General features: G+C 58.7%; 11 protein-coding genes. 5 read left to right on the forward strand and 6 right to left on the reverse strand.

Features of this window, described 5'->3' with window-relative positions; genetic code table 11:
• Positions 1 to 31: 31 nt before the first annotated feature.
• Positions 32 to 1,876, reverse strand: a complete 1,845-nt coding sequence (locus tag ACTJKV_RS14490; protein ID WP_144620295.1) for a DEAD/DEAH box helicase — start codon at positions 1,874 to 1,876, stop codon at positions 32 to 34.
• Between the two features lie 345 nt (positions 1,877 to 2,221).
• On the opposite strand from ACTJKV_RS14490, the gene ACTJKV_RS14495 reads away from it, so the two are divergent.
• From ACTJKV_RS14495 to ACTJKV_RS14515, 5 genes are all read left to right on the forward strand, one after another.
• Positions 2,222 to 3,502: an aspartate kinase gene (locus ACTJKV_RS14495; protein WP_062423988.1), complete on the forward strand. Its 1,281-nt coding sequence runs from the start codon at positions 2,222 to 2,224 to the stop codon at positions 3,500 to 3,502.
• A 163-nt stretch (positions 3,503 to 3,665) separates the two neighbouring features.
• Positions 3,666 to 5,933 carry a phosphoenolpyruvate--protein phosphotransferase gene (gene ptsP / locus ACTJKV_RS14500; protein ID WP_062423989.1) on the forward strand — a complete coding sequence of 756 codons (2,268 nt, stop codon included), beginning with the start codon at positions 3,666 to 3,668 and terminating at the stop codon, positions 5,931 to 5,933.
• Between the two features lie 31 nt (positions 5,934 to 5,964).
• The gene (gene prfA, locus ACTJKV_RS14505; protein ID WP_062423990.1) at positions 5,965 to 7,044 is read left to right on the forward strand and encodes a peptide chain release factor 1; all 1,080 of its coding nucleotides are present in this window, start codon (positions 5,965 to 5,967) and stop codon (positions 7,042 to 7,044) included.
• Positions 7,041 to 7,904: a peptide chain release factor N(5)-glutamine methyltransferase gene (prmC, locus tag ACTJKV_RS14510; protein ID WP_440598934.1), complete on the forward strand. Its 864-nt coding sequence runs from the start codon at positions 7,041 to 7,043 to the stop codon at positions 7,902 to 7,904. The genes prfA and prmC overlap by 4 nt, the downstream gene beginning before the upstream one ends.
• Positions 7,905 to 8,288: 384 nt before the next feature.
• Positions 8,289 to 9,122, forward strand: a complete 834-nt coding sequence (locus ACTJKV_RS14515; RefSeq protein ID WP_343106901.1) for a DUF4167 domain-containing protein — start codon at positions 8,289 to 8,291, stop codon at positions 9,120 to 9,122.
• A 131-nt stretch (positions 9,123 to 9,253) separates the two neighbouring features.
• On the opposite strand, the gene scpA is transcribed toward ACTJKV_RS14515, so the two are convergent.
• The 5 genes from scpA to ACTJKV_RS14540 form a co-directional block, all read right to left on the reverse strand.
• Positions 9,254 to 11,395 (reverse strand): methylmalonyl-CoA mutase, encoded by a 2,142-nt coding sequence (scpA, locus tag ACTJKV_RS14520; RefSeq protein WP_440598935.1) that lies wholly within the window; start codon positions 11,393 to 11,395, stop codon positions 9,254 to 9,256.
• A gap of 168 nt (positions 11,396 to 11,563) precedes the next feature.
• Entirely contained in the window at positions 11,564 to 12,832 is a 1,269-nt protein-coding gene (locus ACTJKV_RS14525) for a GNAT family N-acetyltransferase (RefSeq protein WP_440598936.1), read from the reverse strand.
• A gap of 188 nt (positions 12,833 to 13,020) precedes the next feature.
• A complete protein-coding gene (locus tag ACTJKV_RS14530) occupies positions 13,021 to 13,914 on the reverse strand; it encodes a DMT family transporter (RefSeq protein ID WP_440598986.1) in 894 nt (297 codons plus the stop codon).
• 101 nt (positions 13,915 to 14,015) lie between these two features.
• On the reverse strand, positions 14,016 to 15,062 hold the full coding sequence (locus ACTJKV_RS14535) for a glutathione synthase (RefSeq protein ID WP_440598937.1): 1,047 nt from the start codon (positions 15,060 to 15,062) through the stop codon (positions 14,016 to 14,018).
• Positions 15,063 to 15,072: 10 nt separating this feature from the next.
• Positions 15,073 to 16,926: a flavohemoglobin expression-modulating QEGLA motif protein gene (locus tag ACTJKV_RS14540; RefSeq protein WP_440598987.1), complete on the reverse strand. Its 1,854-nt coding sequence runs from the start codon at positions 16,924 to 16,926 to the stop codon at positions 15,073 to 15,075.
• Positions 16,927 to 16,930 lie beyond the last annotated feature (4 nt).

The following is a 16,930-nucleotide window of genomic DNA, read 5'->3' on the forward strand; positions in this document are numbered from 1 at the left end:
CTAAAAAGCCCGGCTTCGCGCCGGGCTTTCTTTATGCGGGGTCTTTTTTCTTAGGTCCGCGCTTTTCGAAGGGCTTGTCTTTCTTGCCTTCGAACTTGGCGGGTTTGTCGCCGGTGGCGTTGGCTTTTTTCTTCCAGGGCTTGTCTTCGCCCCGGCGCTCGCCACCGAAATCACCCTTGCCTGCAAATTTCTTTTGAGCCTTTGGCGGACGGGTGTCCTCGCGGGGCTTTCCGGTCATTTCCGGCTTGCCTTCCATGGCCTTAACCCGGATGCCCTTCTCGAGCGTCATGTCTTTGCCGAGAGCGGACTCGAAGCGGTCGACGGCGTCAGCTGCCAGTTCCACATAGGTTTCCGTCTGCTGCATGCGGATCGCGCCGATATCCTGACGCGTCAGCTTGCCGAAACGGCAGAGCATGGGGATCAGCCAGCGCGGCTCGGCATTCTGCTTGCGCCCGACCGAAAGGGTGAACCAGGCGCTATCGGCAAAGTCGGAGCGTTCACGGCGCGGCGCGTTGTTCTCGACAGTTTCGAAGCTGTCGCGACGCGGCTTGCGGCCATCCAGCGCAACTTCGGCAATGTCTTCAGGGGCAGAGCGGCCGGAGTGGTACATGCGCACGAAGGCCGCAGCGACCTTTTCAGCGCCATGCTGCTCCAGAAGCTTGGTGACGAAATCGCGTTCTTCATCGGTAACCGCTTCGTTCAGCGACGGATCTGCCAGAAGGCGCGCGCCATCGCGTTCGACGATCTCGTCGGCAGAAGGCGGATGAACCCAGGCGGGGCTGACCTTCGCGCCTTCGAGGAGTCGCTCGGCCTTGCGGCGCTGGTTGATGGGAACGACGATCGCGCTGACACCCTTCTGTCCAGCACGGCCCGTGCGGCCCGAGCGGTGAAGAAGCGTTTCGGAATTGGTCGGCAGATCAGCGTGGATCACGAGTTCTAGGCCGGGGAGGTCGATACCGCGAGCAGCCACATCGGTGGCCACGCAAACGCGGGCGCGGCCGTCACGCATGGCCTGAAGCGCGTGCGTGCGCTCGTTCTGCGATAGCTCACCGGAAAGGGCGACGACAGAGAAACCACGATTGTTGAGGCGCGCTGTCAGGTGGTTGACGGCAGCACGTGTCGAGCAGAAGACGATGGCGTTGCGCGCCTCGTAGAAACGCAGCGCGTTGATGATGGCGTGCTCACGATCCGAAGGGGCGACCATCATGGCGCGGTATTCGATATCGACGTGCTGCTTCTGTTCGGATGCAGAGGCGATGCGCACCGCGTTCTTCTGGTAGCTTTCGGCAAGCTTGGCAATGCTGCGCGGAACGGTGGCGGAGAACATCAGTGTGCGGCGATCTTCCGGAGATTCCTCCAGAATGAATTCGAGATCCTCGCGGAATCCGAGATCGAGCATTTCGTCTGCTTCGTCGAGCACCACGGCACGCAGCGACGACAGGTTGAGTGCGCCGCGCTTGATGTGGTCGCAGATACGGCCAGGCGTACCGACGACGATATGGGAGCCGCGTTCCAGCGCCCGGCGCTCGTTACGGATATCCATACCACCCACACAGGAGGCGATCGAAACGCCGGCAAATTCATAGAGCCACTCAAGCTCGCGCTTCACCTGCATGGCGAGTTCGCGGGTTGGGGCAATGGCGAGAGCCAGCGGGGCCGCGGCCGCGCCGAACCGGTCGCCCTTCGTGAGCAGGGTCCGCGCCAGCGCAATGCCGAAAGCGACCGTCTTGCCAGAGCCGGTCTGCGCCGAAACCAGCGCATCCTTGTCGGCAAGCTCCGGGTCCAGCATGGCCTGCTGAACGGGGGTCAAGTCTTTATAGCCGCGCTTTTCCAACGCCTGCGCAATCGCAGGGGCGATACCCTGAGTGTCTGTCATCTACCGTCTTTCGGAATATGGATGCCTGCATTTGTCCCAAACGGACGACGCCACACAGGCCGTTGAGGGCCACTATGGCCAATTCATGTGGCGCGCTTTTACTGCGATTGCCCGCATTTGTACAGTGCGGGACGGTACGCTTGCCGATTTTGGCGCAAAGGCTTGTCTGGAGCGCGGCACGAGCACGCGTCCACAACCGTACCGCATGGTTCACAAACGGCATTGCATGGCCTTATCCTTTTCGCTAAGAGACCCGCAACCTGACAGCCCGGTCTTTCCGGGGGAAACGGGGTGTGTGCTTATCTGCCGCTCGCGCGGCGCAGTGGGATGGTACTGGTCTAGGCTATGGCTCGCATTGTCATGAAATTCGGCGGTACGTCCGTCGCAAACCTCGAACGTATTCACAATGTCGCGCGGCATGTGAAACGTGAAGTGGATGCCGGCCATGAAGTGGCCGTGGTGGTTTCGGCCATGTCCGGAAAAACCAATGAACTGGTCGACTGGGTGCAGAACACGCCAAAAGTCGCCGGTGCCAGTGGCTCCGCGTCCTTTTACGATGCTCGTGAATATGATGCCGTCGTTGCATCCGGCGAGCAGGTCACATCCGGTCTTCTGGCGATCGCGCTTCAGTCGATGGGTGTGAATGCCCGCTCCTGGCAGGGCTGGCAGATTCCAATCCGCACCGACAACGCCCATGGCGCTGCCCGCATTCTCGACATTGACGGTTCCGATATCATTCGCCGCATGGGCGAGGGTCAGGTGGCCGTCATCGCCGGCTTCCAGGGTCTCGGCCCGGACAATCGCATTGCAACACTCGGCCGTGGTGGTTCCGATACCTCCGCCGTTGCCATCGCCGCTGGCGTCAAGGCCGATCGCTGCGACATCTACACCGATGTTGATGGCGTCTACACGACCGACCCGCGCATCGAGCCCAAGGCGCGGCGCCTGAAAAAGGTGGCGTTTGAGGAAATGCTCGAAATGGCGTCGCTTGGCGCCAAGGTTTTGCAGGTCCGTTCGGTCGAGCTTGCCATGGTGCACAAGGTTCGTACCTTCGTGCGCTCCAGTTTTGAAGATCCCGATGCGCCGGGCATGGGTGACCTTATCAACCCGCCCGGTACTTTGATTTGTGACGAGGATGAAATCGTGGAACAGGAAGTCGTAACCGGCATCGCCTATGCCAAGGATGAAGCGCAAATCTCGCTGCGTCGCCTCTCGGACCGCCCCGGCGTTTCTGCCGCCATCTTCGGCCCGCTCGCTGAAGCGCATATCAATGTCGATATGATCGTGCAGAACATCTCCGAAGATGGTTCGCGCACGGACATGACCTTTACGGTTCCCTCCGGCGACGCTCCCAAGGCGCTGAAGGTTCTGGAAGACAACAAGGCGCAGATCGGCTTTGACGTGGTGCAGAACGAAACCGGCCTTGCCAAGGTGTCGGTCATCGGTATCGGCATGCGCAGCCATGCGGGCGTTGCCGCAAGCGCGTTCAAGGCGTTGGCTGAAAAGAACATCAACATCAAGGCTATCACCACCTCGGAAATCAAGATTTCGATCCTGATCGACGGCGCCTATGCCGAACTTGCAGTTCGCACTTTGCATTCTGCTTACGGTCTGGATAAAAGTTGATTCTTGAACGTCAGTACACGTTATTCGATTCTTTCCGAAAAGCGGTATTCTGATGCAAGTGTCGCTTTCGGCTTGAAGGTCGGGGGCGGTACGCCTTAAATTTGATTGAGCCTTTCGTGCCCGCCGCAATGGTTTGCACGATCGGCATTCGGGAGCATGCGCGATGAGAGACCTTTCCGCAGGTCCGCGTGTCCTTCTCAGGCGGCTTCGCGAAATGATGGCGGAGCATCTTGAGCCGCAGGAGCGCCTCGACCAGATTGTCCGGCAGATCGCCAGCAACATGGTTGCCGAAGTGTGTTCCGTTTACGTGCTTCGCTCCGACAGCATTCTCGAGCTTTATGCCACCGAAGGCCTGAACAAGGATGCGGTCCATCTTGCCCAGTTGAAAATGGGGCAAGGCCTTGTCGGTACCATTGCCGCTTCCGCTCAGCCGCTCAATCTTTCCGATGCGCAGGCGCATCCCGCTTTCCGCTATCTCCCTGAAACGGGTGAAGAAATTTATCATTCCTTCCTCGGTGTGCCGATTTTGAGATCCGGTCGCACTCTTGGCGTTCTTGTCGTTCAGAACAAGACCAGCCGAACATACCGGGAGGATGAAGTTGAAGCGCTTGAGACAACCGCAATGCTTATTGCGGAAATCGTGGCGAGCGGCGAATTGAAGAAAATCACCCGCCCCGGCGTGGAATTGGACCTGACCAGAGCGGTCTCCATCGATGGCGACGCCTATGGTGAAGGCATCGGCCTTGGTCACGTGGTTCTCCACGATCCCCGCATCGTCGTCACCAACCTTCTGAACGAAGACGCCGATACCGAAATTCGTCGCCTTGCCGAAGCCATCGGCTCGCTGCGCATTTCGATCGACGACATGTTGCAGCGCCGTGATGTCGCCACCGAAGGCGAGCATCGCGAGGTGCTGGAAACCTACCGCATGTTTGCCCACGACCAGGGCTGGGTGCGCCGTATGGAAGAGGCGATCCGCAACGGCCTGACGGCTGAGGCTGCGGTCGAGAAGGTGCAGAGCGACACCAAGGCGCGCATGATGCGCCTGACCGATCCGTATCTGCGCGAGCGGATGCATGATTTCGACGACCTGGCCAACCGCTTGCTGCGTCAGTTGATGGGCTTTGGTGGCAGAGCCCCAGACCACGAATTTCCTCTCGACGCCATCGTATTGGCGCGTGCCATGGGTGCTGCCGAGCTTCTGGATTATCCGCGTGAAAAGCTGCGTGGTCTGGTGCTGGAAGACGGTGCGGTCACCAGCCATGTGGTGATCGTTGCCCGTGCCATGGGTATTCCCGTCATCGGCCAGGCAACCGGCATCGTGGCGCTGGCCGAAAACAACGACCCGATCATCATCGATGGCGACGACGGCAAGGTGCATTTGCGGCCTGTCACAGACCTGCAGCGCGCCTATGAAGAGAAGGTTCGCCTCCGTGCCCGCCGCCAGGAACAGTTCCGTGCACTGCGTGACGTGGAGCCGATCACGAAGGATGGCCAGAAGGTCAGCCTGAAGATGAATGCCGGCCTGCTGGTCGATCTTCCGCAGTTGGAAGAGTCCGGCGCGGACGGTATCGGTCTCTTCCGCACCGAACTGCAGTTCATGATCGCATCGAACATGCCGAAGGGCGAGGAGCAGGAGGCCTTCTACCGAAGCGTCCTGCGCCAGGCCAAGGGCAAGCCGGTGACCTTCCGCACGCTTGATATCGGCGGCGATAAGGTCGTCTCCTATATGCGGGGCCAGGAGGAAGAAAATCCGGCTCTCGGATGGCGCGCCATCCGTCTGTCGCTCGACCGTCCGGGCTTGCTTCGCACCCAGATGCGGGCGCTCCTGCGTGCGGCCTCCGGCGCGGAATTGAAGATGATGTTGCCGATGGTGACGGAAGTCTCGGAAATTCACGCGGTTCGCGAGTTGATGCAGAAGGAAGTTCAGCATCTTTCTAAGTTCAGTCACGCGCTGCCGCGCAAGCTGCAATTCGGTGTGATGCTGGAAGTGCCGTCGCTGATGTGGCAGCTCGACGAGCTGATGTCCGAAGTGGATTTCGTTTCGGTCGGATCGAACGATCTGTTCCAATTTGCGATGGCGGTGGATCGCGGTAACGCCCGTGTCTCGGATCGCTTCGACAATCTGGGCAAGCCGTTCCTTCGCATTCTGCGCGACATCATTCGGGCTGGCGAACGCAACAATACCCCGGTGACGCTCTGCGGTGAAATGGCAAGCAAGCCATTGTCTGCCATGGCGTTGATCGGGCTCGGGTTCCGGTCGATTTCCATGTCGCCAACGGCGATCGGCCCGGTAAAGGCGATGCTGCTTGGGGTCGATGCCGGGCTGCTGGCGGAAGAGTTGAATGCGGCGCTCGATGACAGCAAATCATTGGAAAGTACGCGTGATTTGCTGGTGCGGTTTGCTTCGACCCATTCGATCCCTATCTAAGCACGATTATAAAAAGTGGAGTATGTGACAGGTGGCGAAGCTTCCCGTCGAGAAAATGCGTGAGCTTGAACGCCGCTTCGGCGAGATCGAAGCGCGTATGTCCGCAGGCCCGGCCGCGGATGTCTATGTCAAGCTTGCGTCCGAGTATTCGGAATTGCAGCCCGTGGTAAAGACCATCCGGGAATATGAGAAGGCCAAGGCTGAGGCTGCCGATCTGGAAGCGATCCTGTCCGACAAGACGATGGATCGCGACATGCGCGAACTGGCCGAAGCCGAACTGCCCGAGCTTTCCGAACGCATCGAAGCGTTGGAGAAGGAGATGCAGATCCTTTTGCTGCCGAAGGACGCGGCGGACGAGAGAAGCGCGATCCTTGAAATCCGCGCAGGTACGGGTGGATCCGAAGCCGCGCTCTTTGCCGGCGATCTCTTCCGCATGTATGAGCGTTTCGCCAGCGGCAAGGGGTGGAAGGTGGAAGTGCTGTCCTCAAGCGAAGGGGAAGCGGGCGGCTTCAAGGAAATCATTGCCACGATTACTGGCCGCGGCGTGTTCTCCAAGCTGAAATTCGAATCCGGCGTTCACCGTGTTCAGCGTGTGCCGGAAACGGAAGCGGGCGGGCGCATTCACACGTCTGCGGCAACCGTCGCCGTGTTGCCGGAAGCCGAAGATATCGACATCGAAATCCGCCCGGAAGATATCCGCATCGATACGATGCGGGCATCCGGTGCCGGTGGTCAGCACGTCAACACGACCGACTCTGCCGTGCGCATCACCCATCTGCCGACCGGTCTCATCGTCACCTCATCGGAAAAGTCGCAACACCAGAACCGCGCCAAGGCCATGCAGGTTCTGCGCTCCAGGCTTTACGATATCGAGCGGCAGAAGGCCGACAGCGAGCGCTCCGCCGACCGTAAGAGCCAGGTCGGTTCGGGCGATCGCTCAGAGCGCATCCGCACCTACAACTTCCCGCAGGGTCGGGTGACGGACCACCGCATCAACCTCACGCTCTACAAGCTCGATCGCATGATCGAAGGCGATATCGATGAGTTGGTCGATGCGTTGATTGCCGATTATCAGGCGGGCCAGTTGGCTCAGCTTGGCGAGCAGCAGTGAGCGTCGAGACGACCGTTCTAGCTCTGGTGGCCGATGCAAAGCGCCGCCTGGCTGTTGCGGGCATTGCCGATCCTTCGATGGATGCGCGGATATTGATTGGCGACGTGATCGGCTTTTCTCTGACCGATTTCGTTCTGAAGGGGTCTCGGCCCGTTCATCCTGATGAAGTACGCCGGATAGAAGAGCTGATCGCGCGGCGGGAAAAAGGAGAGCCCGTCCACCGCATCCTGGGACACCGCGAATTCTACGGTCTGGACTTTCTCATGTCGGCCGGGACGCTTGAACCGAGGCCGGATACCGAAGTGCTGGTCGAGGCGGTGTTGCCGCATCTGCGGGCCGTGGTTGCGCAAAAGGGCGAGGCGCGCATTCTCGATATGGGGATTGGCACTGGCGCCATATGCCTGTCGCTGTTGCATTCTATTCCTGAAGCCACGGGGGTCGGCAGCGATGTATCGACGGATGCCCTGGCAACTGCATTTCGCAATGCGGAAAGATTTGGGCTTGAGACTCGGTTCGAGACGGTGGAAAGCGACTGGTTCGACCGTATTTCCGGGCGCTTCGACATAATCTTGTCAAACCCGCCTTATATTAGAAAAGATGTCATCGATACATTGGATCGCGAAGTTCGCGAGTTTGATCCCTTGATCGCCCTGGATGGCGGTGCGGATGGCCTTCTCCCCTATAGAGTTATAGCTGAAAAAGCAGTGGATTTTCTCGAAAGTGGTGGAGTGGTCGGGGTCGAAATAGGCTACGATCAAATGGCAGATGTAACGACCATATTTGCATCGCAGGGATATGATTGCGTGGACCGCGTCAAAGACTATGGCGGCAACGATCGCGTATTGATATTCCGCAGATAGGTCAAAAAACAGCTGCGGGTGTTTTGTTCAAGGATATTTTGCAAAGCAAAAGAAAAGGCTTGGATTTCCGCAGGAAGCGGGCTAGTTTGCGGCCACATGCCGGGTGGCTGAGGGCGAAATAAGATTCGTCAGGGTTTGGATCAGTCCCGAAGCGGGTTCTCTTGGAGAACTCTGAAAGGCTGGGCATTTCCGGCATGTGATTCAGGAAACTTTGTTCGCAAGCGGCTAGATGCAGCATATGCGCATCAGGTCGGCAAACGCGAAGTCTTGTCTCTTGTGAGAGCAGGACGCGTAATGGTCGCGGTTCAGGAGAGGGCTAATTCCTTGCCGGATCGCATCGAAAAACGATAATTGTCAGCACAACAGAATTCAGGTGAGCAATTGATGAGGCCAGGACAGCAAAACAAGCGCGGCCGGGGGCGTAATAACAACAACAACAATAATAATGGCGGCGGAAACAATAACAATTTCAACCGTAAAGGTGGAAATCCGCTGACCAGAACCTATGATAGTTCCGGCCCCGATGTGAAGATTCGCGGCACTGCCCAGCATATTGCGGAAAAGTACGCCGCGCTCGCACGTGATGCTCAAAGCTCCGGCGACCGCGTCATGGCGGAAAACTACCTGCAGCACGCTGAACATTATAATCGTATCATCGCATCCGCCCAGGCGCAGATGCAGGAACGCTTCCAGCGCGACGATCGCGGCGAGTACGGCAATGACCGTGACGGCGACGATATGGACGGCAATGACAATGACGACGTCGTCGTTGTGCTGCCCGTCGCGCATGAGCAGAACGAACAGCGCGCGCAGCGTCAGGACCAGCCCGAACGTCAGGAGCGCCAAGAGCGGCCAGAGCGTCAGGAACGGCAAGATCGTCCGGACCGTGGTGAACGTCGCGATCGCCGCGAACGTCCAAATCGCCCTGAACGTCAGCCGCGCGAAGCGCAGGCCGAAGAGGGCGCAGAAGCCGTTGCCGCATCACCCGTTGTCATCGCACCGGTTTACGATGCAAGCTCTGCACCGCAGCCCGTGATCGAAGGCACGCCAAAGGAAGTGGCCGTTGAAGAGGAAGCCCAGGCTGAAGCCGGTGCAGGCGAGCGCGCACCGCGCCGCACACGCAGCACCAGCCCGCGTCCTCGCCGCCCACGCCGTACGGCAGGCGCCGAAGAGGCAGAAGGCGAACAGCCTTCCGAATTGGAGAAGGCTGCCGAGTAAGGCCGCCCTTTCACATTGAGAAAAAGAATAAGCGATGGGTGAAAATCCATCGCTTTTTTGTTGAGGTGCCGAGAGCATCTCTACAGCATCGTCCCAACACTTGGTTTGATATTAGGGTTGGTGTGTCGCAGTCACGCGTTACGCAAACGACCCTGCATCAGGTCGATAACCGCACGGGCGGCTTCCAATACGTTGGTGCCGGGGCCGAAGACCGCAGCCACACCATGGTTCAGCAGAAACTCGTAGTCCTGACGCGGAATGACGCCGCCGACGATGACGATGATGTTCTCTGCGCCCTTGGCCTTCAAAGCTTCGACAAGCTGCGGCGCAAGCGTTTTGTGGCCCGCAGCGAGCGATGACATGCCAACCACATGCACCTTGTTGTTGACCGCGAGCTCGGCCGCTTCCTCTGGCGTCTGGAAGAGCGGCCCTGCGAGCACATCAAAGCCGATATCGCCGAAGGCGGATGCGATGATCTTCGCGCCGCGGTCGTGCCCGTCCTGGCCGAGCTTGGCGACCATCATCCGCGGCTTGCCACCTACGCTGTTCGACAGTTCGCCGATCCGGTTGCGCAAGGTGGCAAATTCCGGATCGTCCTCATAGGCGGCGCCGTACACATCGTGGACGACTTCCGGGACTGCTAAATGATCTCCGAAGATTGCACGCATGGCGTCGGAAATTTCGCCGACGGTCGCCCTTGCACGCGCTGCTTCGACAGCCGCTTCGAGCAGATTTCCTTGTCCCGTGCGTGCGACGTCCGAAAGCGTTGCCAAGGTGTTTTCGACATCCCTCGGGTTGCGCTGGCGTCGCACGGTTTCCAACCGCTTGATCTGGGACGCCCGAACCGCGGAGTTGTCGATATCCAGAATGTCGAGCGGTTCTTCATTTTCCAGACGGAACTTGTTGACGCCGACGATGATCTCTTCACCGCGGTCGACGGCGGCCTGGCGCTTTGTTGCAGCCTCTTCGATCAGCCGCTTGGGCAAGCCGTCATCGACAGCCTTGGTCATGCCACCCAGTTGCTCCACCTCTTCGATGAGCGACCAGGCTTTTTCCGCAAGCTCGTTCGTCAGGCTCTCGACATAGTAGGAGCCTGCGAGCGGATCGACGACCTTGGTGACACCCGTTTCGTGCTGGAGAATGAGCTGGGTGTTGCGGGCAATGCGCGCGGAAAAATCGGTCGGCAGCGCCATCGCCTCATCGAGTGCATTGGTGTGAAGCGATTGCGTGCCGCCAAGCACGGCGGAGAGCGCCTCATAGGCCGTGCGTATGACGTTGTTGAACGGGTCCTGCTCCTGAAGCGACACTCCGGAGGTCTGGCAGTGGGTGCGCAGCATCATCGAGGATGCCTTTTGCGGTTTGAACTCCTCCATGATCCGCGACCAGAGCAGGCGGGCAGCGCGAAGCTTTGCTGCTTCCATGAAGAAGTTCATGCCGATGGCGAAGAAGAAGGAGAGGCGGCCAGCGAAATCGTCGACGTTCAGTCCCTTCTTCAGAGCGGCCCGCACATATTCGCGACCGTCGGCCAATGTGAAGGCCAGTTCCTGTACCAGCGTCGCACCGGCCTCCTGCATGTGATAACCGGAGATGGAGATGGAATTGAAGCGCGGCATTTCACGCGCCGTATATTCGATGATGTCGGCAATGATCCGCATCGAGGGTTCCGGCGGGTAGATATAGGTGTTACGCACCATGAATTCTTTGAGAATGTCGTTCTGTATGGTGCCGGAAAGCTCGGCGCGTGCGCATCCCTGTTCCTCACCGGCGACGATGAAGGAGGCAAGAATCGGGATCACTGCGCCATTCATCGTCATGGAGACCGACATATCCTTCAAGGGAATGCCGTCAAACAGGATGTTCATGTCCTCGACGGAATCGATCGCGACACCCGCCTTGCCGACATCGCCGACAACGCGCTCGTGGTCGCTGTCATAGCCGCGGTGGGTGGCTAGATCGAAGGCGACGGAAAGGCCTTTTTGACCGGCGGCCAGATTGCGTTTGTAGAACGCGTTCGATTCTTCAGCGGTTGAGAAGCCGGCATATTGGCGGATCGTCCAGGGGCGGCCTGCATACATCGTCGCCCGTGGGCCACGGACGAAGGGCTTGAAACCCGGCAAGCTATCGAGGTGGGAGACCTTCTCCAGGTCTTGCGCAGTGTAGAGCGGCTTGACGGCAATGCCCTCGGGGGTCTGCCAGGTCAATGTGTCGGGAGACCGCTTGAGTTCTTTCTCTGCCAGTTTCTCCCAATCCATCACCGACTTTTCCTCCGTCATGCCTGTCTCCCTGTTGCGTTATGTCCTGCGCCGGTGGCCGCGCCCTTCCGGGCGCCACTTCTGCAAAGACAAAAACGTTCATCTCTCCATCCGGTCGCATCTGAATGCGGCTGAATGTACAGGTTAGAAAGCAATCTATGAATTAACAACCGCTACGATCGAACAAGTCTATGCCTTGCGTCCAAGCGACATGATGCGCTCGCGCAGTGCCTTGGCCAGATTGCGGGTATTTCGGTACATATGCACCTGGGCTGCTACCTGACGCACGTCACGGTCGCTATTTTCCGAAAGGCCGATGACCAGCGTTCCCATCTCCGCATCGGTGCCCCACAATTGGTTCACGGGCAGTTCTTCGTCTGGAACGCAGCTGTCGGTCCGAATGATGTTGGCATCGTCAAGCTGCCATTCGGTCAGCCGATGGGAAAGAAGCCGCTCCGGCATATAGTTGGCGTAGCGCGCGTTGAACGCCGCCTTCCAGATATAGGCCTCGCCCATGGCCATGAGGGTGACGACGGAAGCGATCGCTTCACCGTTCAAGTTCAGCGTATGAATACGCGCGGAGTCGATTTCTGCCAGGTTGTTGATGGCTTCGCGGGCGAAGGCGGTGCGGTAGCGATCGGTAACGAGCGCATTGCGTTTGCGGTTACTCGCGCCATGCGCCTCGAGCGCCAGAAATTCTTCCATCCGCATGCGCACGTCACGCGCCTGACGGGCGACGTCATAGGTGACCTCTCCCATTGCTTCAAGATCAGACCATTTCGCCTTCAGAAGCGCCCGCTCATTGGACGAAAGCCGGCTGTGGAGAAAGCTGTCGGCATCCGGACCGTTTTCCAGAAGCGGTCGTCTGTCACGTTCGGCGGTCGCAACCGGAAGGTTGCGCGTCATGGCGATCGTCCGGATCATTCGCACGAAGGGGCCATTCAGCCGAACCAGCGGAAGGACGAGCACCTTGGGCAGTCTCAGTTCCGCCTGCATCAGAGCATCGATGAGATTGTCGATCGTTTCGCCTGCGCCCTCGATGTCGACAAGCGGCGTTCCTAGCGGACCAAACGGATTGGCCCAGGCCCGCAAGATGGAAGGGCCGACGGAGAAGCCGGGCTTCTCGACGGTAAAAGGCATGAGAAACCGCATGCGGCTGCGCGTGCCATTTTCATCCCGCATCAGAGCGAAGCGAACGGAACGGTCATCGATGCGCGGCATGGCGGGTGCGAGCAGTCGCCCGGTAAAAAAGACGTTCGGCTCCATAACGCGATTGGACAGGAAATCGAGTTCTTCCTGAAGGTCATAACCGAGCTGGGCGGGATAGATGCAAAACTCACGACCCTCGCGACCGACGCGGATACTGCTATCGGCTTCAGGTCGCTCCAGGTCAGCGGAGGTCTTCACCATGGCGAATCGATTTTCGCTGAAATCCGGATTGTTTGGGTCGCTTGCCATGCTTTTCTATACCATTGCTGGATGTAGGATTACCATAAAAGCCAAAGCAGCTTCAGTACTTTAATTGGTTTCAGGCAAATGGGACCGGCGACAAATCCTCGGGCGCTCGCATTTATCACAACGTCCTGATCATACATCGAAATCGGACGGATGTTGAGGGCCGTCTAAAACGAAATATTCGCATATGATCATAAATCTGGAACGACGGGCGCGCGTTTGCGGGGAGGAAGAACGCCGAGCACCAGGGCGCAACCGATGATGATGATACCGGCCCCGACGAATTGCGCTACCGATAGCGGCTCATCCAGCAAAAATGCGCCGATGAAGACGGCAATGACGGTCACCACGAATTCCACGCTGATCGTCTTGGTCGCGCCGATCGTGGCGACCAGCCGGAAATAGGTGATGTAGGTCAGCGCGCTCATCAATATGGCGAGGGCGAAGAGGTAGCCGATATCGAGGAGAGACGGCATGGTGGTGATCGGCACCACGGCAAACAGGGGCAAAGTAACGACGCCACCGGCGAAGAACGAGCCGATGGTGATTTCCCAAGAGCCGGTGCCTTTCAGGTAGCGGCTGGCATAATTGCTGCCGAAGGCGGCGCAGAGGCAGCCGAGCATGCAGGAAATGCAGCCGAGCACGAATGCTTGCGTGACCGGAACAGCAGGGAAGCCCACCAGAATAACGATGCCGAGAATACCGAAAGCAATACCAAGGAGCGACTGCGCGGATATCTTCTCCAAGCCCCAGAACTGGCCGATCAGCATGGAAAACAGCGGGATGCTGGCGACGAGAATGGCAGCCATTGCCGTACCGATCAGTGGCGTGGCGTAAGAGAGGCCAATCAGCTGGCCGGCAACGGTTGTTGCCCCCACCATCGCGAAGGCGCGCCATCCGGCGGAGAAATCCAGGTGACGACCGATTGCCTTGGCGACGAGATAGAGCGTGATGCTGGCGATGAAGCATCTGAGCGAGACGGCCCCCACCCAGCCAAAAGCGCCGACGGTATGAAGCACGAGCATGAAGGAAAAGCCCCACGCCACGGCAAGAAAGAGATAGGCGGCGAGTTGGCCCGGTTTCATGGCAAGGATCGTTCCGGCAAGAGGGATGATGCCGGAACAGTTAGGCAAGGCACTGGATTCGGTCAAACGGATTTTCCCGAATGATGGTGCCGCAAGTCGCATTACAGCGTCGCCAGTATCCGGTTGCTCAACATGCCGGCTGAGGCCGCCTGCATGGAGACTTTCTTCTCCACTGCCTCGATGACTGTATCGGTGAAATCCACATTGGTGAGTTCGCGGATATGGCCGAGGCCGCCAGGGGAAAAGACATTCACCTCCAGGATCTTGTCGCCGACGATATCGAGGCCGACGAGGAACATGCCGTCCTCAACCAGCTTCGGCCGCATCATTTCCGCAAGCGCGAGCACATCGTCATTGACCTCGACCGCTTCCGCCGTGCCGGAGGCGTGGATGTTCGAACGAAGATCGCCCTTGGCCGGAACACGACGAAGTGCGGCATAGGCCCCGTCACGCATCAAGGGCTTGCCATTCATCATGAAGAAGCGGATATCGCCGCTTTTCGCAGCGGGCAGATAGGCTTGGGCAATGAGATAGCCTTCGATACTAACCGCCTCGAATATCTGATTCAGGTTGGTTTCCTTGGAAGAGCCGATCTTGAAAACGTTCTTGCCGCCGGAACCCTGCAAGGGTTTGACGATGACGCCCTTGGGGTGGGCATCAGCGAAAGCGCGAATTTCCTCAACGTTGCGCGAAATCAGCGTCGTTGGACGAACGATCTCAGGGAAGCTTTGGAAGTAGAGTTTGTTCTGAGCCAGCGCCAGACCTTCCGGATCGTTAAGAACAATCACACCTCGCTGCTCCGCCAGTCGCCCGAAGAGAATGCCGGAGTGGACGGCCCATGGCCGTGCGGTCTGATCGAGCGACGGGTCGTTGCGCAGCATCAACGCGTCGATCTCTTCGATATCGATCGTCTCGCGCTGCAATTGCCGTTCCTGCAGGGCCGCGTGGAAAGCCTCCACCTTCTTGTATTTCTGCTTCGGCATGACGAGCGCATGGACGACAAGCGTGTCATCCGGGCGCAAGGTAAAGTCCCCAGGCGTCAGATAGATGACCTCGTGGCCGCGATTGAGGGCGGCCATGGCCAGAAGCCCTGTGGCGTAGCTTGGATGTTCGCCTTCGATTGAATTGACAAAAAACGCTAGGCGCATGGTCCCCTCCTTAAAGCGTGGCCATTTCGGCGATGGAAAGTCCTGATCGTATTTTTTCGAGCCGTTCGTTGGCGCGTGTCAGCGAGAGAAAGGCCGGCCGGATGCCGGGCGGCCGCAACAGGCCGCGGAGCGAAAGCTCCTGCATGATGGGGAAATGGGCCGCCGAAATCTTGCCCATCCAGAAGGGATCAAGAGCGCCGCCTTTACGAAGATGGTGGAGGATTTCGCTCAGCCCACGAAGATAGATGGCGTCCTTCGGCAGCCCGCCGCCGCGATAGACGCGCAGCACCATGTTGAAGGCATTCGCCTGATCAAAATGATGCTCATCCGTGACCAGTCGATAGGTCTCGACGAAACTTGCCCCATCGAGCATGGCAGCACAGGCGACGACGCGTCCGGCGACGAGGCGAAGGCGCTGGCGTGTCATGCCGCCCGAAAGATGTTCGGCCAGCACGGCTAAGCCTTCCTGCACACCCTCATAGCCGGAAAGACCGCTGCGAAAGAGGCGTAGACCCTGAGCCGAACCGTTGAAGTAGGTGAGCAGGTGAACGCCGATCTCGTGATGCAGCAAGGCGTCGAGGCGGCGCTGTTCCATGACTGTATGGCGGGAAATCAGCAGCTTTTCGCCAGTCACCATCAGGCCCGGCGGAAGGTCATCACGGATTTCGACGCGCGCCTTGAAGCTCGCCTCCTCCTGATGATAGGCGTCGACCATCTCGCGGGCCTTTTGCGCAACTTCGTAGCAGCCGACCATCGGGATATCGTCTTCATTGGCAGGCATCTTACACCGCGCGAGAACATCGAGCGCGAGCGTCAGCAGTTCCGGCTCGACCGAATTGTAAAGCGCACGGCCAAAATCGGTATATTGTCGCTTGTGCAAGTGGGCGAGCATCGTCAGCTGCAGGTCGATCTCCTGCTGCTTCTCGCGGTAAAGATGATAGAGGACCGGGTCTTCCAGATGGTCGAAGGCGACCGAATAGAGCTTGCGCTTCTGCTCTTCCACGTCGACGCCCAGCGGGCGATAGAGGAAATGCGGCGCATACTCGAAATCGCTTTGCTTGAATTCCTCGAAGGCCTGACGCGCATTGATCGGTGTGACCGACAGGAGGAAATCGAAGGATTGAGCGATTTCATCAACCGAGCGATCGGCACGGCGCACCGCATCGACAAACGCTTTTCGCCCGAGCGCCCGATGAGTGGTGATGTTCAGTGTGTTCGTTTCTGTCGCGAAGGCTGAGAAAGCGCGAAGCCCTGCATCGAAGAGATCGGCAATCATCGTTTCGCGAAGACCGGGATAGTCGGTACCTGATTCCGGCTGACGATAGATGGGCGCGAAGCGAACGCTGATGCAGGGGAAAGAAATACCAGCCTCTCTCAGCCGCAAGATCGGGTCCTGTGCGGGTTCCGGCCGCGTGATGCGCGGGGTGCGGAACCGGACCTCGGCATCGCAAATCGCCTTGATGAAGGCTTTTCGGGCATTCTGCGTCTCGGGTTCCGTGGTCGCGGAAACGGCGACCTCGTAATGCGGCAGGAAGGGGGAGTCGTCAGCCAGCAGGATATCGTGCTCCAATTCACCGATATCGAGGACGACGAAGGCGCCGAAGCGCTTGACCATTTCATTGCCGATCGCCTGGATGATCGGGGCGGCTTCGCTCAAGCTCGAGGCGATGAGGTAGGATGCATTGGCAGAGGCAATGTCGCGCGCTGCAAGATTCTTCGTTCCGTAAGTCAAGTGCAGGCACAGGAACGGAAGCGGCCTGTCGATATGAAGACGACCATCCTTGCCGACATCCTTGCGGATTGCCTGTCCCTCAGACAAAGCAGTTGAGATTTGCGACAGCAGCGGCTCTTCTTTTGCCTGCATGATC

The organism is Agrobacterium sp. 22117 (assembly GCF_052045735.1).
GTDB lineage: Bacteria > Pseudomonadota > Alphaproteobacteria > Rhizobiales > Rhizobiaceae > Agrobacterium > Agrobacterium cavarae.

Excerpts from the sequence above, each read along its gene's own strand:
- ACTJKV_RS14525 (WP_440598936.1), bottom strand. The coding sequence starts at position 12,832 with ATGGCAAGCGACCCAAACAATCCGGATTTCAGCGAAAATCGATTCGCC.
- ptsP (WP_062423989.1), top strand. The coding sequence starts at position 3,666 with ATGAGAGACCTTTCCGCAGGTCCGCGTGTCCTTCTCAGGCGGCTTCGC.
- scpA (WP_440598935.1), bottom strand. The coding sequence starts at position 11,395 with ATGACGGAGGAAAAGTCGGTGATGGATTGGGAGAAACTGGCAGAGAAA.
- ACTJKV_RS14495 (WP_062423988.1), top strand. The coding sequence starts at position 2,222 with ATGGCTCGCATTGTCATGAAATTCGGCGGTACGTCCGTCGCAAACCTC.
- ACTJKV_RS14535 (WP_440598937.1), bottom strand. The coding sequence starts at position 15,062 with ATGCGCCTAGCGTTTTTTGTCAATTCAATCGAAGGCGAACATCCAAGC.
- ACTJKV_RS14490 (WP_144620295.1), bottom strand. The coding sequence starts at position 1,876 with ATGACAGACACTCAGGGTATCGCCCCTGCGATTGCGCAGGCGTTGGAA.
- ACTJKV_RS14530 (WP_440598986.1), bottom strand. The coding sequence starts at position 13,914 with ATGAAACCGGGCCAACTCGCCGCCTATCTCTTTCTTGCCGTGGCGTGG.
- ACTJKV_RS14540 (WP_440598987.1), bottom strand. The coding sequence starts at position 16,926 with ATGCAGGCAAAAGAAGAGCCGCTGCTGTCGCAAATCTCAACTGCTTTG.
- ACTJKV_RS14515 (WP_343106901.1), top strand. The coding sequence starts at position 8,289 with ATGAGGCCAGGACAGCAAAACAAGCGCGGCCGGGGGCGTAATAACAAC.